The 19,906-nt window shown below is 47.6% G+C and carries 19 protein-coding genes and 1 tRNA gene; 15 read left to right on the forward strand and 5 right to left on the reverse strand.

Annotation, left to right across the window (positions count from 1 at the left end; translation table 11 throughout):
- Positions 1-191: 191 nt before the first annotated feature.
- From HMPREF0581_RS02285 to HMPREF0581_RS02295, 3 genes are all read right to left on the reverse strand, one after another.
- Complete coding sequence (locus HMPREF0581_RS02285; protein ID WP_036379983.1) at positions 192-671, reverse strand: hypothetical protein; 480 nt, start codon at positions 669-671, stop codon at positions 192-194.
- A gap of 33 nt (positions 672-704) precedes the next feature.
- Entirely contained in the window at positions 705-1,166 is a 462-nt protein-coding gene (locus tag HMPREF0581_RS02290; RefSeq protein WP_009643651.1) for a hypothetical protein, read from the reverse strand.
- Between the two features lie 90 nt (positions 1,167-1,256).
- Entirely contained in the window at positions 1,257-1,898 is a 642-nt protein-coding gene (locus HMPREF0581_RS02295; protein ID WP_036379985.1) for an L-2-amino-thiazoline-4-carboxylic acid hydrolase, read from the reverse strand.
- Between the two features lie 405 nt (positions 1,899-2,303).
- Between HMPREF0581_RS02295 and msrB the strand changes: the two genes are divergently transcribed.
- From msrB to HMPREF0581_RS02315, 4 genes are all read left to right on the forward strand, one after another.
- A complete protein-coding gene (gene msrB, locus HMPREF0581_RS02300) occupies positions 2,304-3,287 on the forward strand; it encodes a peptide-methionine (R)-S-oxide reductase MsrB (RefSeq protein WP_036379989.1) in 984 nt (327 codons plus the stop codon).
- A gap of 88 nt (positions 3,288-3,375) precedes the next feature.
- Complete coding sequence (locus HMPREF0581_RS02305) at positions 3,376-3,735, forward strand: arsenate reductase family protein (RefSeq protein WP_178978580.1); 360 nt, start codon at positions 3,376-3,378, stop codon at positions 3,733-3,735.
- A gap of 119 nt (positions 3,736-3,854) precedes the next feature.
- The gene (ade, locus tag HMPREF0581_RS02310) at positions 3,855-5,579 is read left to right on the forward strand and encodes an adenine deaminase (RefSeq protein ID WP_036379990.1); all 1,725 of its coding nucleotides are present in this window, start codon (positions 3,855-3,857) and stop codon (positions 5,577-5,579) included.
- 170 nt (positions 5,580-5,749) lie between these two features.
- Positions 5,750-7,282 carry a CCA tRNA nucleotidyltransferase gene (locus HMPREF0581_RS02315; RefSeq protein WP_051426899.1) on the forward strand — a complete coding sequence of 511 codons (1,533 nt, stop codon included), beginning with the start codon at positions 5,750-5,752 and terminating at the stop codon, positions 7,280-7,282.
- Positions 7,283-7,355: 73 nt separating this feature from the next.
- Here the strand turns inward: HMPREF0581_RS02315 and HMPREF0581_RS02320 are convergent, their stop codons facing one another.
- Both HMPREF0581_RS02320 and HMPREF0581_RS02325 read right to left on the reverse strand, forming a co-directional pair.
- On the reverse strand, positions 7,356-8,261 hold the full coding sequence (locus HMPREF0581_RS02320) for a nucleotidyltransferase family protein (protein ID WP_084645316.1): 906 nt from the start codon (positions 8,259-8,261) through the stop codon (positions 7,356-7,358).
- Entirely contained in the window at positions 8,261-9,937 is a 1,677-nt protein-coding gene (locus HMPREF0581_RS02325; RefSeq protein ID WP_036379993.1) for a glutamate--tRNA ligase, read from the reverse strand. Before HMPREF0581_RS02325 ends, HMPREF0581_RS02320 begins: the two co-directional genes overlap by 1 nt.
- A 118-nt stretch (positions 9,938-10,055) precedes the next feature.
- On the opposite strand from HMPREF0581_RS02325, the gene HMPREF0581_RS02330 reads away from it, so the two are divergent.
- The 11 genes from HMPREF0581_RS02330 (at position 10,056) to HMPREF0581_RS02380 (ending at position 19,552) form a co-directional block, all read left to right on the forward strand.
- Positions 10,056-10,283 (forward strand): hypothetical protein, encoded by a 228-nt coding sequence (locus tag HMPREF0581_RS02330; RefSeq protein ID WP_009643639.1) that lies wholly within the window; start codon positions 10,056-10,058, stop codon positions 10,281-10,283.
- 9 nt (positions 10,284-10,292) lie between these two features.
- Entirely contained in the window at positions 10,293-10,907 is a 615-nt protein-coding gene (gene tmk, locus HMPREF0581_RS02335; protein WP_178978583.1) for a dTMP kinase, read from the forward strand.
- Between the two features lie 11 nt (positions 10,908-10,918).
- Positions 10,919-11,677 carry a hypothetical protein gene (locus HMPREF0581_RS02340; protein WP_036379996.1) on the forward strand — a complete coding sequence of 253 codons (759 nt, stop codon included), beginning with the start codon at positions 10,919-10,921 and terminating at the stop codon, positions 11,675-11,677.
- Positions 11,678-11,899: 222 nt separating this feature from the next.
- Positions 11,900-12,817, forward strand: coding sequence for a PSP1 domain-containing protein (locus tag HMPREF0581_RS02345; protein ID WP_036379997.1), 918 nt, complete (start codon positions 11,900-11,902; stop codon positions 12,815-12,817).
- Positions 12,818-12,956: 139 nt separating this feature from the next.
- Positions 12,957-13,712, forward strand: coding sequence for a tRNA1(Val) (adenine(37)-N6)-methyltransferase (locus HMPREF0581_RS02350; protein ID WP_036379998.1), 756 nt, complete (start codon positions 12,957-12,959; stop codon positions 13,710-13,712).
- A gap of 184 nt (positions 13,713-13,896) precedes the next feature.
- Positions 13,897-14,298 carry a DUF948 domain-containing protein gene (locus tag HMPREF0581_RS02355; protein ID WP_169731140.1) on the forward strand — a complete coding sequence of 134 codons (402 nt, stop codon included), beginning with the start codon at positions 13,897-13,899 and terminating at the stop codon, positions 14,296-14,298.
- 72 nt (positions 14,299-14,370) lie between these two features.
- Positions 14,371-15,654 carry a UDP-N-acetylglucosamine 1-carboxyvinyltransferase gene (gene murA, locus HMPREF0581_RS02360; RefSeq protein ID WP_036380000.1) on the forward strand — a complete coding sequence of 428 codons (1,284 nt, stop codon included), beginning with the start codon at positions 14,371-14,373 and terminating at the stop codon, positions 15,652-15,654.
- Positions 15,647-17,626 (forward strand): fructose-1,6-bisphosphatase, encoded by a 1,980-nt coding sequence (locus HMPREF0581_RS02365; protein ID WP_009643629.1) that lies wholly within the window; start codon positions 15,647-15,649, stop codon positions 17,624-17,626. The genes murA and HMPREF0581_RS02365 overlap by 8 nt, the downstream gene beginning before the upstream one ends.
- A 124-nt stretch (positions 17,627-17,750) precedes the next feature.
- Positions 17,751-18,584 (forward strand): SDR family NAD(P)-dependent oxidoreductase, encoded by an 834-nt coding sequence (locus HMPREF0581_RS02370; protein WP_051426900.1) that lies wholly within the window; start codon positions 17,751-17,753, stop codon positions 18,582-18,584.
- Between the two features lie 160 nt (positions 18,585-18,744).
- A tRNA-Arg gene (locus HMPREF0581_RS02375) sits at positions 18,745-18,821 on the forward strand.
- Between the two features lie 302 nt (positions 18,822-19,123).
- Entirely contained in the window at positions 19,124-19,552 is a 429-nt protein-coding gene (locus HMPREF0581_RS02380; RefSeq protein WP_009643664.1) for a hypothetical protein, read from the forward strand.
- The last annotated feature ends 354 nt before the right edge of the window (positions 19,553-19,906 follow it).

The raw sequence follows: 19,906 nt of genomic DNA on the forward strand, positions 1-19,906 counted from the left end.
CACAGCTCAAAAAACAAGGAAGGCCAATCCGAATGGAATGGCTTTCTCTTGACATGCTTGCACATGTTTATTATATTGTGGTAAAGACGTATTCTTTGCAAACAAAGGGATACATTCACTCAATCTACCATAGTGGGCTATTTTACAGACCCGAAAAAGTTTCACACACTCTCAAAGTTCCTCGAGATACGTTAAAAAATCAGCGCAACGATCTCAGCAACAATTACTGCCCCAACAATCCAGATCAGGGTAAGAAGTCCTCGCTTTTTTAATACCTGCTTCCACGTCTGAACAAATGGCAATTCTTCGCAACCTGCCAGTATCCAAAACTTGCTGTGTCCTACCCATATTTTATCAATCACGATACCGTCATACCAGTTCATAACCTCTAAAAACAACAATGCCAAAAGATAAGCTGTCTTGAAATCCGATACTCTATGCAACACACCAATTATAAGTACAAGTGCAACTAACATGATAATATAAAATTCTGTCATGAAGATTTTCTTTTTACGCTGCATTACTTCTTTTGTGGTCAAACCTATTTCAATGGCTCTCTCCTGAACGATTTTCGGATAAAAATACAACCCATCAATTGCACCACCTCTCACAGCATACCTCACCATCATTGTAAACAGGAGACAGTACAAAATTAATTCCAATGCAATCATATTGCCACCTCCACAACTTCATATTTATTATTGCTATTGCACTTTTTCTTCAGATCGCTTATTAAGTAGCTTTATCCACTTCATTTGTCTGTGCGAGTAAAATGCCTTTGCCCACAAACATACCAATGGTGTTTTCCATCCTGCCCCAATTTCCACCTCGTCAGTATATTCGGTTTTGATGTCAGCAATTTCTTTAAGAATAATTCGATGATTCCATACGGGGCAAAAAGGATTACCCTCATTCGTATAGATGTTATCTATGTTGAATTCCTTGACATTTATAATATGAACACCGAGGTCAATGAAGCCAAACATCTTAAAATCAAAAGAGAAACTTCTGCCAGCTTCCCAAACCGGTTCGGTTTGTCCGTCGATGTTTTTAAATGTTGCATAGGGCTTGGCAATATATGCAAGTGTATCAAATCTTTGTAGGAGTTCAAAAACATTGCTTTGCTTCGCTGGAAAAACGGAAGTCTTTTTAATAGTCATTTTCATTTATCATTCCTCGTTCCCAAAGCGAGTAATCGCCTCGACAGATTCAAATTTATCGCCTATACCATAATAATTTCCCAATCATAAACTTCTTCATTTATCCCACTTTGAACCTTTTTTACATACATAAAAATCACAACAATCCGCACCTGAAGCTAATGTTCCTTGCCTTTTTAGTACACCGCCCGTCATAGCTATAGTCTCATAGTCCATCTTACACATATATGGTATCAATTCCTCATGATGTTCCTGTTTGCCCAAGGCGCAAAGCCCACATCTATGATATATAACTGTATATTCATCTTCATCTCTGCCTAAAATAAGTTCCGTGTTCCAATTAAATTCACTATCAGAAGCAGAATTTGCAACCTTGTTTTTTTCTATTTTCTTTTTCTGCGTTTTTATATCAAAAGGCTTTTGCTTTTGGAAATTTTTCTTTAACATAGGAGCTTCTATTGTAGCACTGACCATTTCTCCAAACTGCTCTTCATTCATTTTCCCTTCCATCGCATCATATACAGATAACCACAACAGTCCACCTGCAAGAGGTATTCTAAGTGGATTCTTTCTGAAACTGCCTATGTCCGGCGTACGACTAATCATAGCTTTATAGTTCCCTTTAGAAAGTCTTTTAATGCTCTGTATGTCAATATCTTCCCAATATTGTTCTATAAATTTGAATATGGTAGGCGATAAAGCATACCACATTATCTTTTCACATAACGAAATTTTCATGATAACTCATACCTTTCTGAATCTTTCAATATATGGTATCGTATCATCTTTGTGTTAATTTTACCATTATCATATTTGCCTATGCTGCAGTTCTTTCATTCCTTCCGTTCCGCCTGTACTACCTTTAACAGCTTATCTTGAAATGTATCCTTGGCGTTATCCTCCTTTTTTGTGTGTCTATATATCCCAAATTTACAGTTGATATTATGCTACCCATGGAGGAGGGCAACGGATGGCAGGAGTTATCTATATCAGGAGTGATATGCAGAAAATGTTCATGAGACATATTTTGTAGTTGCAACTGCACGGTAATAGTATATAATTAAATTGCACACAAGATAATTGAAGGCCCAAGCAATGCTGTTACCATAGCTTGGGCGAACGAATCTATATAGGGAGGCGATCATGAACAGAAATATATATTTTGCCGGTGGATGCTTCTGGGGCACCGAAAGAGTATTTAAGGAAATCCCCGGCGTTGTTGATACAACGGTAGGATACGCGAATGGAACCGTTGAGTACCCATCATACGAACAGGTGTGTAGGAATGAAACCGGACACAGAGAGGCAGTCAGGGTTGTGTATGATTCAGACAGGCTGTCTCTGGAGAAACTGACTCACGCTTTCTTCCTTGTCATCGATCCTACACTCGAAAACAGACAGGGCAACGATATTGGCACACAGTACCAGACCGGTATCTACTATGAGGATGAACAGGATTTGCCTGTTCTGACAAAGGTGTTTGAACAGCAGAGAGCTCAACACGATGAGTTTCATGTGGAATTAAGTCCGCTCTCGGCATTTTATGATGCTGAAGAGTATCATCAGGACTATCTGGATAAAAATCCCGGCGGTTACTGCCATATTACGAACTATGAGCTTGAAGAGGTTAGGGCATTATTCGCAGCTGAAGCTGCAGAGATCGGCGAGGAGCCGAAGGATGAACTGTATGCATCCGATGAAACCGAGGAAGAGCTGTTCGATCGCATCGGACCGTCAGCTTATGACGTGGTGCGTAAGGCAGGGACAGAGCGAGCATTCTCGGGTGAATACGATGATTTTTTTGAAAAAGGAATTTACGTAGATATTGTCAGCGGTGAGCCGCTATTCGTGTCGACGGATAAGTATAACTCGGGGTGCGGCTGGCCTGCATTTACAAGGCCTATCGGAGAGGAACACGTGGTATACAATAGAGATACGTCGTTTGGCATGGAGCGTGTTGAAGTCAGGAGCAAGGGCGCAAATTCACATCTCGGTCATGTCTTTCATGACGGGCCGGCAGACCGGGGCGGCATGAGATATTGCATCAATTCTGTGGCTTTACGATTTGTTCCGGTTGATGATATGGAAGCAGAGGGATACGGCGATCTCGTTGAGCTGGTGCGCTAATATGAGCGAGGATACCGGGAATCAGACACATTGCTTTTGATGAATACGATAGTGTCAACTGATCTATGAATACAGAGAGGGTGAATACATGAAGATTTTATTTAATGAATATCCAAAGTGCAGCACTTGCAAAAAGGCTAAGAAGTGGCTCGACGACCATGAAATCAGGTATGATGACAGGCACATTGTCGAAAATAATCCCAGCAAGGATGAACTCAAGGAGTGGCTCGCAAAGAGCAATAAGCCGGTGCGCAAGTTCTTCAACACCAGCGGCCGGCTGTACAGAGAACTCGGACTTAGGGATAAGCTGGATTCGATGAGTGAGGATGAGCAGCTGGAGGTCCTGGCTTCTGACGGAATGCTGATCAAGAGGCCGCTAGTCGTGGGAGATGACTTTGTACTGTCCGGCTTCAGAGAGAAGGAGTGGGAGAGACAGTTCAAAAGTTAGTTTGTCGACAGCATTTAATGGCCCGGTGACGGGCTATTTTTTGTTTGCCGCTAAACCGGACAGCACAATGTGTGGTACAATGGGTTAATTTATATTGACACAGATAAAGGGGTATTTAGATGTCGGAAAGCTATACAGGTAAGATTAATCGAAAATTGCAACGCAAACAGAAAATTATCCGAGCGGCTGCGGGCAAATGCAAGGCAGACCTGGTACTCAAAAACGCGACATACGTAAGCGTCTTCTCGGGCGAGCTGCGGAAGGCGGATATTGCTGTTGCTGCCGGTCTGATAGTCGGGATAGGAGATTACGAGGGAGAGCGCGAGATTGATATGACTGACAAGATCGTGTGCCCGGGCTTCCTTGATGCGCACATCCACCTCGAGAGCGCTCTCGTGTCACCGACAGAATTTATAAGGGCGGTTCTTCCGCATGGAACTACAACTGTAATCGCAGATCCACACGAGATTGCAAATGTCATGGGTACCGATGGCATCGAATACATGCTGCAGGCAACGGAGAGGCTTCCGATAGACGTTAGATTCATGCTCCCTTCGTGTGTGCCGGCAACTCCGCTGGATGAATCCGGTGCAACGCTTGATTATAGAGCTATCGACAGCTTTTACGACCATCCTAGGGTGCAGGGACTTGCCGAAATGATGAATTATGTAGGCACAGTAGCTGCCGGCGAACAGGTGGTTGAGAAAATCGTTGCTGCACAGGCGCACCACAAAAAGATAGATGGGCATGCACCGGGACTTAGGGGTAAAGCTCTAAATGCCTATGTCGCTGCAGGCGTGTATTCCGATCATGAGTGCGCTACCGCAGAAGAGGCGATAGAGAAGCTGGAGATGGGTCAGGTAATAATGATTAGAGAGGGCACAGCTGCTCACAATCTGGAGGCGTTGATGCCGCTGCTGACAGACAAATATGCAGACAGATGCATGTTCTGCACAGATGACAAGCACCCCTCCGATCTGCTGGAGAAGGGGCATATAGATTACATCATCAAGCGTGCTATAGAGATGGGGGCAGACCCAATCCTGGCTGTAAAGGTTGCCAGCACCAATGCGGCGCGATATTTCAGGCTCAATAACAGAGGTGCAATCGCTCCCGGGTATTTGGCGGATTTCGTCATAATAGATAATTTTGAAGATTTTAATGTAGAGCAGGTGTTAAAGAAGGGCAGGCTGATGTACGATAACGGCAAGCTCAAGACCTTCCCGTCACCTGAGGTTGACGAGTTCCTGGCTTCGAGAGCGCACAACACCTTTAAGGTCGATAAGCTCACCTCAAAGGCATTTAAAATAGATAGGCCTAGAGGGGTGCTCGGAATGATGCCCGGAGAGCTGATGACTACAGATGAGGGATATGCGACCGGTGTTGATGTCGATGCGGATATCCTCAAGATTGCAGTTGTCGAGAGGCACAACTACACGGGACACATCGGAATTGGATACATCAAGGGCTATGGGCTTAAGAGCGGCGCAGTAGCAACCAGTATTTCGCATGATTCCCACAATATAATCGTAGTCGGGACGAACGACAGCGATATGGCAGATGCGGTTAATCACATAGCTGAAAACGATGGTGGAATCACCGTATATGATAATGGCAGGTGCATCGGAGATGTGCAGCTTGCAATCGCCGGGCTGATGAGCGATGCGCCGCTTGTAGATGTCAACAGGGCGCTGGAGACGGCTAAAGAGAAAGCTTTTGGGCTGGGTATAAATCGCAGCATCGATCCGTTCATGACTCTTTCGTTCATGAGCTTGCCGGTAATTCCTAAGCTCAGACTCACGACACGCGGTGTATTCGACGTGGAAAGTCAGAGCTACGTATAGGGCTTAGTATGAGATTGCGATTATAATCCACAATAGTGAACAGTATATGGCGGTGTTTATTTATCTTAATCCTCCTGATGATACTTACCTGTATCGCTATATGGTAGAACGTAATATAGTAGTAATATAGTCGCAGCAGAATTGTTCAAAAGCTGCATGCAGAATTAATTATGCAAAATAAAAATGGAATGGATAAAAGCGAACAGAAATTGATAACTGCACTGGCAGAAAAAATAGCGGAGCTCGGAGGTAGAGCCTATTATGTGGGTGGCTACGTCCGAGACCGGGTGATGGAGCTTCCGGTCAAGGACGTTGACATTGAGGTGCATGGAATTGCAGCAGCGGTTTTAGAATCTGCACTGGGAGAGCTGGGAAAGCCGCTCAGCTTTGGTTCCTCATTTGGAGTATATTCTCTGGCAGGGCATGACATAGACATAGCTCTGCCTCGGGCTGAGCGGCCCACCGGAGCCGGACACAGGGATTTTGAGATTCAGATCGATCCGTTTATCGGTATCGGGGAGGCAGCACGGCGGCGCGATTTCACCATGAACGCGCTGATGCAGGATGTCCTGACTGGTGAAATCGCGGATCCATATGGCGGAGTGGATGATATACGAAACCGAATTATCCGCCATATCGACGATAGGAAATTCGGTGAGGATCCACTCCGTGCCTTACGTGCTGCCCAATTCGCAGCCAGATTCGGATTCCGGATCGCGCCTTCCACGATTGCAATCTGCAGAGCGCTCGATCTGACCCATCTGTCCTCCGAGCGCGTCGAGCTGGAGATGAAGAAGGCGCTCCTGGAATCCCGCCAACCTTCCCGCTTTTTTGAATCGATCAGAGAGATGGATCAGCTGGGATTCTGGTTCAGGGAGCTGCAGCAGCTCATAGGACTGGAACAGAATCCGGCTTTTCATCCGGAAGGGGACGTCTGGACCCATACCATGCAGGTGCTGGACAGAGCGTCCCGCTTCCGGTTCTATGCGAGTGACCCATACGCGTTCATGCTGCTGGCTTTGACTCATGATTTCGGCAAGATTACGACTACCGAATTCGTCAATGGCGCTATTCACGCGTATGGTCACGAGCTGCAAGGAGCAGAAATCGCGGAGCGATTTCTGGACCGCATCTGCCATTACAAATACGTCAAGAAATATATAAGGAACATGATTCCCAACCACATGCGTCCCAACAAATTGGCAGAGGTCAGGTCTGCAGTCAAAAAGACCAATCGCATGTTCGACGATGCAGCTGCACCGGCCGATCTCATCTATTTTGCTATCTGCGATAAGCCGAGATTGCCGCACTTATCCGATGCAGATCAAACTGATGGCGAAGGGAGGCAGGTTACCCTCTCAGCTGAGCTCATGCAGCAAATATCAGAAACTGATATTACGGGACATGCAGGAAATATATCTGAGGGTAATCTCGCCGGTGAATCGGAAAATGAAAATCCGGAAAAGAAGCGCGAGCAGGAGCGTATAGATTTCCTGTTTGAACGCCTCGAGCTCTATAGCGAGATGATGGCCAAGCCGCATGTTACAGGTAAGGATTTGATTGCGGCCGGAATCCGGCCGGGAGAGGATTTTGGACAGCTACTGGATTATGCGCACAAGCTCAGGCTGGCAGGTATTCCTAAGGAGAATGCACTCAAGCAGACACTTGCGTATGCGAGAAAGCAGCAGAGACACAAAAATTAGACAGAAAAAATGCGCTAGCACACAGCTAACGCGCGGGTTATAAGACAAAACGTTTGTAGTTTTGTAATCTAAGCTACCACAGCTCAACAGGATACTGCCCATCCTTTTTCATCTCTCTGAACTTAGCGATGACCTCATCCTTGTCTTCCTTATATGTAACGCCGAACCATCTGTCGCTCGACTGCAGGACAGCGACAGTAGCTCTGTCAGCCTTGACCTCCCTGTCGATGCAGTAAGGCAGGAAGTACTCTCCCTTCATAGGGTTCTGCTCGAGGATGCTATCCAATGCATCGGGGAAGCCGTCCATCATAATCTTGAGAAACTCAGCTCCAAATCCCCAGAGATTCATCGATACCGAGTGGCCATCCGGAATATCATGCCTAATGCCCTTGGTGTTAGTTGCGCGGATAACCCCGTCCGGCTCACGGATGACTTCCGAATGCTCCTCGATATCCGACAGGAAACCGTCTGTAACCTCGCACAATCCGCGGGAAACGGACCCGTTTGCGGATAGCGTGTTCTCTATTTTGAAGCCGACCATGCAGTGGTGAGTAGCATCGGCAGACTCGCTGAGGAACTTGTGTATCTTCGCGAAAGCCTCTTTGCCATAATAATCGTCGGCATTGATAACTGCAAAAGGAGCGTTGATGTAGTCTCTGGCGGCCAGTACAGCATGGCCGGTGCCCCAGGGCTTTGTTCTGCCTTCAGGAACTGAGTAGCCTGCAGGCAGGTCGTCAAGATCCTGGATGGCATAGTAGGTCTCAAACAGCTTGCCTGCTCTACCTTCGATGTGAGCTTTGAACTGTTCTTTAAAATCAGCCTTGATTATAAACGCGACCCTCCGAAATCCCGCATGATATGCGTCATACAGAGAGAAATCCATGATGATGTCGCCCTCATCTGTTATAGGATCGATTTGCTTAGGGCCGCCATAGCGGCTGCCCATTCCTGCCGCCATTATCACTAGAATAGGTTCCATTATTTTCCACCTTCTATCTGTCTGTTGATTCTGCTTCTAACCATCTCTTCGCCCATAATCTGCTGGATTGCCCATACGTCAGGAGACTGAGCCCGCCCAACTATCGCCAGCCTGATGACTGTGCTGACGTGACCGACATGGCCCTTGTAGTCATCAGGAGTTTTCTTGTAATCCTTAGGCTTTGCAGCGTATCCGAGGTCGGTAGCTATTGCTCTAATCTTGTTGAACCAGTCCTCCTGCGAATCGCTGTGATCGTATGTCGATAGGTAAGCTTCCAGGATAGCCCTCTGATCTGCAGCAGCCTCGGCCGGCAGCTCATCTACGACCTTGAAGCTCTTATCGTAGAAATAGCTGATGAAGTCCATGATCTGTCTGGCATATACGAGATCCTTACGGGGCTTCTTGTCACCTCTGCCGAGGTCGAGTATCCGAGTCAGGAGATTCATATCTTCAAATACGTATTCGTATTCAGGTGCGAACTCACCGGACCAGGACTTTAGGAACTCAGCGATCTCGGCAGCAGGGATATGCAGCATAGTATCCTTGCTGACGTCGTTAAGCTTATCCAGATCGAACAGCGCACCTGAATTGCTCATCTTCTCAGCTGTGAACTTGAATTCATCAATGTCAGCTTCAGGGTTCTCCATTCTCCACTCCTCATAGTTGGAATTGAGAATTGTGAGCAGGTACTCCCTGACAGCAGCAGGATGGTAGCCCTGATCTCTGTAATAGCCGAGAGACAGCTCCGGATCCTTGCGTTTTGACAGCTTGCGCTTGTTGCCGTCCTCGCCTAGCTTCATGAGCTGTGCGGTGTGGCAGTAGACTGGAAGCTCAAATCTCAGCTTGTCAAAGAGCTCAACATGTATAGGGAGTGAAGGCAGCCATTCCTCGCCGCGGACGACGTGAGTAGTTCTCATAAGGTGGTCATCGACAGCGTGTGCAAAATGATATGTAGGGATACCGGTAGTCTTGACGATTACTATATCCTGAAAATTCTCCGGCACGTCGAGAGTCCCGCGAATACCGTCAGTAACTTTATTTCTCTTAATCTCATCGCCGACAGCATTAGGAACGCCGTCCGACCTAAGTCTGATTACAAAAGGATCACCGGCCTCGATGTGCTGAGCCACTATCTGCTCTATCTCAGGATCCTTGTGCCAATCTCTGTATTTAGACCAGCCTGCGTAGACTCCGGGTGCAAGCTTCTGCTGCTCCTGCTGTTCTCTGATAGTGCTGATCTCGTCTTCCGTGAGGAAGCAAGGGTAAGCTTTGCCTTCAGCGATCAGCTTCTTGGCATAAAATCTATATATATCGCCGCGGTGGCTCTGCGTGTAGTCGCCGTATTTTCCGATGTCGCCGTGCTTGGTAACGCCCTCATCAAACTCGATGCCGAAAAAAGCGAGCGATGAGATGATAGTCTCAACGGCATTTTCAACATATCTCTTGTCGTCAGTGTCTTCGATTCTAAGGAAAAAGACGCCGTTACTCTGGTGGGCCAGCCTCTCGTCAACAAAGGCGCCATACAGGTTGCCAAGGTGAATAAAGCCTGTAGGGCTTGGACCGAGTCTGGTAACCTTAGCTCCCTCTGCGAGATCGCGATGCGGATACATGGCCTCATAGTCAGTATCATTAGCAATCTCAGGATAAATGAGTTCGCTGAGTTCAATTGAATTCATATTATTCCTCCCGCATTCTAATCAAATTAGCTACTTAAGTGTACCACATATTATGGTATAATACATTCTGAATATTAATCTGAAAATTTATGCATTAGCGGTGGGAGGAAATGTCCGTATGATATTATTCAAATACATATTGGCGCTGCTCCTTACGATTCCGATGGGCGCGCTGGGACTATATCTGTTTAACGAGTACTTTGATATTATCAATGGCAAGAAGCAGGCTAGACAGGCCGCTAAGGCTCGCAAGGAAGCAGAGCGAAGGAAGGCTCGCGAGAGAGGCTTCACGATTCATATTCCGGATCCTGTAATAGATGAGGCGAAGGACAACACACGTAGATAAGGTGGTGACATGGTGCCAAAGGGAATATTTATAACGCTTGAGGGACCTGATGGCTCAGGCAAGAGCACGCAGGTTGAAAATATAAAGGAATTTTTTACAAAAGCGGGCAGGGATGTTGTGGTGTCCCGAGAACCTGGAGGTACTCCGATAAGCGAGAAGCTTCGCGGCATAGTGTTGGATGCGGATCATTCGGAGATGGACGATGTCACCGAGATGTTCATCTATGCAGCGGCGAGGGCTCAGCATGTAGCAGAGAAGATAAAGCCGGCACTGGAGAGCGGAGCGGTTGTGGTTTGCGACAGGTTTGTGGATTCAAGTATCGCTTATCAGGGCTACGGCAGAGGCCTTGGAGATCAGGTTGAAGAGGTCAACAGATATGCGACGAGCGGACTTGAGCCGAATGTGACGTTTTTCATGGATTTAGATCCGGAGATTGGTAGATCTAGGATAGGCAAAGACGTGCGGGACAGGCTCGAGCAGCAGAAGATGGATTTTCATTATCGCGTATACGAAGGGTACAAAGCGTTAGCCGCAAAGTATCCGGAGAGGATTATGAGGATTGACGCCGCCAAGACAATAGATGAGATTAAGGCAGAGATAGAGACTAAGCTGTCAAGCCTATAGCGGAGGGATTGATGACACAGGAATATGCGCATGCATATATATTAGAGGGGAAGAGCGGCGAGACCAGAGACGAATACATCCGCAGCTTTGCCGGTAATATCATCTGTCCCAACGCCGATGAATTCGGTCATGCGTGCGGCAGATGCCCGGCATGCGTCAGGGTCAGAAGCGGAACTCACGAGGATTTATTCTACATGAATCAGAGCGGCAAGGATATGTACAGGGTCGAGGATGCCGCTGACATGATGGAACGACTCAGCATGAGACCCTATGGCGAGCATAACGTCGGAGTTGTTGACAATGCGGAAAGGCTTAGCGAGATAGTGCAAAACAAGCTTCTCAAGACCTTGGAGGAACCGTATCCGGGCACAGTGATTATACTGGCAACGGATAACCGCGAGTCGCTGCTTCCGACTGTCAGATCCAGGTGCGTCATAAAGCACGTATTTTCAGATGGTGAAGAGGCGGAAGACAGAGTAAATATACAGTCGTTGCTGTCATCGTGGAACAGCAAGACCTATTTCTTCAAGGTTCGTGAGCTTATCAAGAAGGATTTAAACGGCAACGAGGATGCTTTGGCCTTTCTCGATGTGCTTGAGACGGATTTGCACGATAGATTGATAGGAGCCGGAGCACTGCCGCAGGATGCCGTCAGGCTGCTGAATGAGATAGATGAGGTCGAGCAGACTAGGATCAATATCAAGCGCGGCATGAATCCTGACTACGCGCTGGAAGCACTGTTCCTGACAACAAGTCACGGGCAGCCGTAGCGGTAAGCGCCTGAGATAAGAAGCAGCTCCCAGACTCCCAAAAGAGAGAAAAGATAAACACAGGTATCCGTAGCGGTAAGCGCCTGAGCTGTGAATCAAGGCAGCTAACAGCTTAGAGACACGTGTGTGGTATATGATGCGATTAATTTTTTTCAACAGTAAACATGGCGAATACCGTATATTCGATTGCAATAAATAGTAGAAAAGGGGAAGTACAGATAGATGGTAGAAATCATAGGTGTAGGCTTCATGAAAGCCGGCAAAACATACTACTTCGATCCGGCCGGAGTGAGCTACGAGCTCGGCGAGCTGGTAATAGTTGAGACGGCCAGGGGCATGGAGCTTGGACACGTTTCGATAGCCAACTGCGAGATAGAAGAGAGTGAGCTGGTGGCTCCGCTCAAAGGCGTAGAACGCAAGGCAAGCACTGAGGATTTGCAGAGATACAAGGATAATCTTGCCCGACGAGATGCTGCGATGAAGGTGTGCGAGGAGAAAATCCTTCAGCACAAGCTGGACATGAAGCTGGTGGATGCGGAATTCACGATCGATGGATCCAAGGTAATTTTCTATTTCTCGGCAGATGGCAGGATTGACTTTAGAGGCTTGGTCAAGGATCTCGCTTCTCATTTCAGGGTGAGGATAGAGCTTCGCCAAATAGGCGTTCGTGATGAGGCGAAGATGCTCGGCGGCATCGGTATATGCGGCAGACCGCTGTGCTGCAGCAAGTGGCTAAATGACTTTCAGCCGGTTTCGATCAAGATGGCCAAGCAGCAAAACCTATCTCTGAATCCGGCCAAGATATCCGGAACCTGCGGCAGACTGATGTGTTGTCTTAACTTCGAGAATAAGACCTATCAGGAACTTCGCAAGGGTATGCCTAACGAGGGGGAGCGCATCGACACGCCGGACGGGATAGCCAAGGTGGTGAACGTAGACCTGTTTAACAGCAAGGTAATTGCAAGGTTGATTGTCGAGGACAAGGAGACCGGCGAGGATACGCTGGGACCTGATTATAATATCTATTTCAAGAAAGAGATTAAGCGTATCGATAAGAAGCATTACAACAGGAAAAAGGATGAGTTCAGCGATCTGGATGCAGAGACATTAAGGGAGATCAAAGAGTTGACTCGCGATTAGTCGGCGAGTTCAATGGAAATATTCCGGGCATGGCAGCTCCGGTTCTGAGCCTGTCGTAGTATAATTCGGCCTGCTGATTATCGATTAGATAGTCTCGCTTAAGAGCAGCGTGCCGTATCAAGGAATTGACTGGAGGAAGATGGATAATAGAGAAGAGCGCATTGATGAAATAGGGATGGGCGACTTCAAGGTAATTCAAGGTGACGGCTTCAGCTATGGAGTTGACGCTGTGCTTCTCGCAGCCTTTGCCAGCGGCGAGACCGGCGCGAAGCCTATCAGGAGTAGAAGCCCGGCGCGCATAGCCGATCTCGGCACGGGGAATGGCGTCGTTCCTTTTATTCTGGCGCACAAGCTCCCTCTTGCTCAGATTGTAGGTATCGAGAAGAATCGGGTCTCGCTGGATAGGGCGATACGAGGCCGAGAAATAAACAATTTGAATGATCGAATCAGCTTTGTGCTTTCCGACGTTGCAGTCGCAGGATCGGAGCTCTGCAGAAAGGCGGATGCAGTCGTCTCCAACCCGCCGTACTTCAGACGCGGTGCGGGAATACCAAATGATGATAATGCAAAATTCATAGCCCGACATGAGACGACAGCCGATATTTTTGATTTTGCAGGCTGTGCCGGTCGGATGCTGAAGTCCGGCGGCGACTTCTATCTGATCCACAGACCATCGCGCCTGCCGGACATCAGCGAAGCCTTGCGAGCAGCAGCGCTAGAGCCCAAGGAACTGCAGCTCGTCGTTCCGAGCAGTGGAGAACCTGCCAACCTGGTTCTCATACATGCCGTCAAGGGCGCAAAGCCGGAGCTCAGGATGCTCCCCGAAATAGCAGTGTATAGCGCTGACGGCAAGGCTTACACAGATATAATCAAACGAATATATGAGCGCAAGTAGCTCGCCGATAATCTAAGCCGGGTCGGACTTTGGCGACAGGCCGGACCCGTTAGCGTGAATCTTCGAGGCGAATGTATAGATTGTGATATGCTTTGACAGTGCGCTTATTACATCCGGAATACGATTGAACATACAATTTGCCTAAGGTATAATCTAATTACTATTCACATGGTAGAAGGAGGGAATGATGAGAGTCTCATTAGATATCAAGCAGGTGGCAATAATGCTGGTGCTGATTGCCCTGTTCATCCTCATAGTTTTTTTGATTAGACTGGCGTTCAAGCTGATTGATACGCTTAGGCGCGTGGATGATTTGCTGGCGGATACCAAGAGGATGACAACTATCGCAGCCGCGAGAACTGAACAGGTAGACGAGCAGATTGATCGTGCGATCGAGATGTTTACGAATGTTGGCGATAAGATTAACGAGAATCGCTCTATCATCAAGACTGCAGGCAACGTCGGAACAGCTGCGGGTGCGCTCAGGTCATTTAGAAAGAAGTCTAAAAAGCGTGCTAACAGATATGAGACGAGCGGGATGGATTACGAACGTCCTAACAGGATTCGCAGAAGACGTTTCAGATAGCGATTAACATAAGAACTTTATCGAAGAGATGCTTAACGGCATCTCTATCTATATGTGCAAGGAGAAATTTCAGTGGCAAAGATACTAGTTAACAATAGCGGCCCGTTACACGGTGAGGTTAAAATCAGCGGTGCCAAGAATGCGGTGCTCCCGCTCATGGCGGCAACGCTCTTGACACCTTCCGACTGCGTGATAGATGATGTTCCCGACCTATCAGATGTAAAGGTGATGTGGAAAATGCTCGAAAGCTTCGGAGCTACTGTCGCGATGTCAGAGCAGGGCAGGTTGTCCGTAAGCGCAGCACAGATAACGACTGTAGAGGGCGACGCCGAGCTAGTGTCTCAGATGAGGGCTTCGACAATGGCGATGGGACCGCTTCTTGCCAGATGCGGTAAGGTGGTTATGCCGCTTCCCGGAGGCTGCACTATCGGTAAGAGACCGATAGACCTTCACCTCAAGGGGTTTAGAGCTCTCGGTGTTAAGGTTACAGAGGATATTGATAATTCCTGTATCATCCTCGAAGCGCCTGCTGACGGACTGGTTGGAGACGCTATTTATCTGGATTTTCCAAGCGTCGGGGCGACAGAGAACATACTCATGGCAGCTGCGCTGGCCAAAGGACCTACGATTCTCGAGAACGCAGCTAAGGAACCGGAGATTGTAGATCTCGCAAACATGCTCAACAAGATGGGAGCTAAGATCAAGGGTGCCGGCACTGATACCATTAGAGTTACGGGTGTTGAGAGCTTGTCCGGCGCGATTCATACCGTAATACCGGATAGGATCGAGTGCGGCACATTCATGTTGGCGGCCGCTATCACCAGGGGCAGAGTTCTCGTCAGGAACGGCATCCCCGGCCATGTCAGACCTATAATCGCCAAGCTCAAGGAGTGCGGCGTCAAGGTTACAATCGAGGACGAGGGAATACTCGTCGATGCGACAGAAGGTGAGCTGGTAGCAACGGATATCAAGACATTGCCATATCCCGGATTCCCGACGGATATACAGTCGCCGTTTATGGCTTTTCTGACGACAGTCGAGGGGACGAGTGTCGTTAGAGAGACAGTTTTTGAAAACAGATTCATGCACGTCGTTGAGCTTAACCGCATGGGAGCCGATATTTCTGCGGACAACAGCAGAGAGGCTACGATCCCGGGTGGCAAGCAGCTGCACGGAGCCAAGGTCAGATCTACAGATCTCCGTGCCGGCGCAGCCATGGTACTGGCCGGACTTGTGGCATCGGGCACTACAGAGGTCAGTGAGATTTTTCACATTGAGAGGGGCTATGAGGACTTTGTAAGCAAATTCAAGGGTCTCGGTGGAGACCTCATGAGAGTGGAGGAAAACGATGTCTAACAACAAGTATCTTGAGATGCTGGCTCAGAAATACCCTAACCATCGTTCTGTAAACACTGAGATTGTAAACCTCAGAGCGATTCTCGCCCTTCCCAAGGGAACCGAGTATTTTCTGAGCGATTTGCATGGTGAGTATGACGCGTTTCAGTATTTCGTGCGAAGTGCTTCCGGAACTATCAAGATGAAGATAGATGAGAACTTCGGAACTATCCTGAGCGCGACTGACCGTGAACAATTGGCGGCACTCATCTACGATCCTGTAAATGAACTCAAGAGGCGCGAGGCTGCCGAAGACGATTTCAACGCCTGGTGCTCCTCTGCTATCTACAGGCTCATCATCATCTGCAGGGCGGTGTCCAACAAGTATACCAGATCCAAGGTTAGAAGGATCCTCCCTGATAACACCGGTTATATCATGGATGAGCTGATGTTTGCGGATGATGATGACAACAGGCAGAAGTACTATCAGGAAATTATCGATTCTGTAATCGAATTCAGAATCGCCAAAACCTTGATCATAGAGATTGCGAACACGATAAGCGATCTTGCAGTCGATCACCTGCATATTATAGGAGACATATTTGACAGAGGTCCTAAGCCTCACAAAATTATGGACTTCCTCATGTCTCGCCGAAGCGTAGATATCCAGTGGGGCAACCACGACATCGTGTGGATGGGCGCTGCCTGCGGTAACAGGCCTTGCATTGCAAATATCGTTCGCATGAATGTCAGCTACAACAATTTCGATATGCTCGAGTACGGATACGGAATCAACTTGCGTCCGCTAGCAACGCGTGCGCAGCAGATTTACGGAGATGATCCTTGTACGGGTTTCATGCCGCATGTGCTTGAGAAGAACAGATTTGACCCTATTCCGGAGGAGCTCGCAGCCAAGATGCACAAGATGATAGCTATCATCCAGTTCAAGGTTGAGGGTCAGACGATTATGACGCATCCGGAGTACAAGCTTGACCACAGGCTGCTGCTTGACAAGATAGACTTTGAAAATGGTACGGTTAATTGCTATGGAGAGACATATCCGATTAAGGATGTCAACCTTCCTACGATTGACCCGAAGGATCCATATAGGCTCACTCCTGAAGAGGAGCAGGTAATGGTTGCGCTGGAGGCATCCATAGTAAATTCTGCTAAGCTGCAGGAGCACATCAACTTCCTGTACAGCCACGGCTCGCTGTTTACTACATGCAACGGCAACCTTCTGTTCCACGGATGCATTCCTTTTACCGAGGACGGCGATTTTATGGAAGTTACCATCGGCGGCAAGACTAACCACGGTGCAGCACTGATGAAGCAGCTCGATCGCTCGCTTCGCGAGGCGTATTTCAACCCGGGAGAAGGAGTGGACAAGGCGGATGCTGCAAATATCATGTGGTATCTGTGGCTTGGCCCGGACTCGCCGCTGTTCGGTAAGGACAAGATGACGACGTTTGAGAGACTGTTCATAGAGGACAAGGCGACACACAAGGAGCACACGGTTCCATATTACAAGCTGATCAATGACAAGGACATCTGTATCAAGATTATCCGCGATTTTGACCTGGACCCAACCAAGGGCATCATCCTCAATGGTCACGTGCCGGTCAAGATTAAGGACGGTGAGAGTCCGATCAAGGGTGAAGGCAAGCTGATAGTTATCGATGGAGGTATTTCCAAGGCTTATCAGAAAACCACCGGAATTGCGGGATACACGTTTATCTTTAACTCGTGGTTCATGGCTCTATCAGAGCACGAGCCATATCATCCGCTTCAACCGGACGGCACTCAGGAGTTCAATAATCCTAATATCGTGACGACGATGACGCTTCCTGAGCGTATGCTGATAATTGATACCGATATCGGTAAGCTGCTTCAATCGCAGATTGACGATCTCCTGCAGCTCAATGCGGAGTTCCGCAAGGGCGCGATCAAGGAGGTCTACCCTAAGAGGGGCAAGTATTACTCTAAAAACTAACTGACACACAAGGAGGTGCTAAAATGATTCGGATAATCAGCATTGTGCTAGGTGGATTTTTATTCGCACTCTGTATATACTATTTCATACTGGTATACAAGAATAACAGGAGAAACAGACCGAGATGAACACGCAGATAATCGATATTCCAAATAAAAAGTCCGCTAGCTGCGTCGGCGGACTTGCGTGTATAACCGGAGCCAGCTCGGGCATTGGTGCGGAATTCGCACGTCAGCTAGCTGTTGAAGGCTATTCACTGATCCTCGTTGCCAGGCGTGAGGACAGGCTTGTAGACCTAGCTCGTGAGATCGCAAGCGACTATCATGTGACATGCGAGTGTATAACGGCCGATCTCTCTGAACTTCAGGAGTGTGATGCACTCGTTCAACACCTGCAGACACAGACTGATACGTCAATCGATGTGCTTATCAACAATGCCGGCTTCGGAGCGGTTGGCAGGTTCGACAAGAGCGATATTTCCAATGACCTCAAGATGATCGATGTCAACGTCAAAGCTCTCCACTACATAGCGCACCAGATGATGCCGTGTTTCATCGCTCGTGACCACGGACACATCATCAACGTGGGTTCCGTGGCAGGTTTGATGCCGGGCGGTCCATTCATGGCGACATACTATGCAACTAAGTCGTATGTTGTATCACTTACAAATTCGATGGCAGAAGAACTTAAGCACCTCGGTAGCCATGTGCAGGCACACGCTCTGTGTCCCGGCCCGGTCGACACGGAGTTCAACGATGTTGCAAATGTTAAATTTTCTCTCCGCGGCATCTCCGCCGGGGAGTGTGTTTCCTATTGTATAGACGAGGCTGATAATGGGACGATAATAATCATCCCGAACCTGATGGTAAGGGTTGGAGTGAGGCTGTCCGGGCTCATACCTAAGAGGGCAGTGCTCAAGGTGCTGGCACGAAGCCAAAAGAGCAAGTTCGACAAGTAGTATCAGTGCAGCAAGATGATACTGTCTGTTCTCGGGTATCTTAGCTAAGACGCTCTTGGCAATCTTAGCTAAGGACTCTTGCTAAGAACGCTTGACAATCTTAGCTGAGGCTGCCCTTGACAAGGCTGCTATATCATGGTATTCTAGCAGAGCATTTTGAGCGCCTATAGCGCAATTGGATAGAGCGTCACACTACGAATGTGAAGGTTCGGGGTTCGAGTCCCTGTGGGCGCACCAAAAGAAGAAGCCTTGAAAAGTCTGCAATTGCGGGTTTTTAGAAGGCTTTTTTATTTTATCAACTGACGACAATAACGATTCTGTTGGTCTAATTTTGTATGGTCAAATAAGTTTGTGTCGTAACCGTATTTATAACCTATCTGTCTCTTATTTGACTATAGAATATTTCAATGATACAACATCAATAATAGAACGTACTCAGATAGACTTTTTCTATAGATATTCCTATTGTTATAGCAGTACCAAGATGATAACCTCAATATCAAATATAAAAATAATTAGATATATGGAGGTATATTGCAATGTCGATTACAGCTGAAACAGCACAAGCGCATAAAAATGACCCTGCAGTACTATGTTGCAGAGCAGAGGAGGGCACAGTACTGGAGCCTGCTAACTTTGAGGATCCGGCGATTTTCCCGGATCTTATTGACACAGGGCTGCTCAACGTAGATGGAGCTCTCAAGCTTGGACAGGTGCTCAACGGCTCAAAGCTGACCAAGACCGTTGATTCGTTAACACCGGTTACTCCGGACATTGTCGATAAGTATGACGAGGCTGTTGACGATGCAGCAGGAGAATCGGCAGAAGCTGAAGCAACTGCAGAGACGGCAGTAGCAGCTCCGGCAGTTGGCGGTGAGGTTCAAAACGTAAGTATGTCGGTAGTCGGAGGCGTTGTTAAGCTCTATATCGGGGAGGGCAAGGACATCGCAATCGAGTTCCCTGTGTAGGGCTTCAGCCTGCATATACTACATAGATAACAAGTATAGACAAATTGATTTACTCCTTGAGTCGGGCTTAGCCCGGCTCTTTGCTTTTTGATGTAAATTTAGGCTTATAGGACAATTCATATAAATTGATGTCGACTGTAGGTAATTACCATTCTACCAATCTATAATCCTAATCTACAAGACGATAAGACGAAATAACCGGTAAATTAATACAACGAAATAACTGCCAAAGTAATACATTTCTATAGCATCTATAGCAAATAACCTCAAATGGCAGTTATCATATAAAAAGAGGCTTATAGGACAAAAAACGTGTTTTGCTAATCCCAGTAAGAAGGATAATTGTCCTCTCTA

This window comes from Mogibacterium timidum ATCC 33093 (assembly GCF_000525775.1).
GTDB lineage: Bacteria > Bacillota > Clostridia > Peptostreptococcales > Anaerovoracaceae > Mogibacterium > Mogibacterium timidum.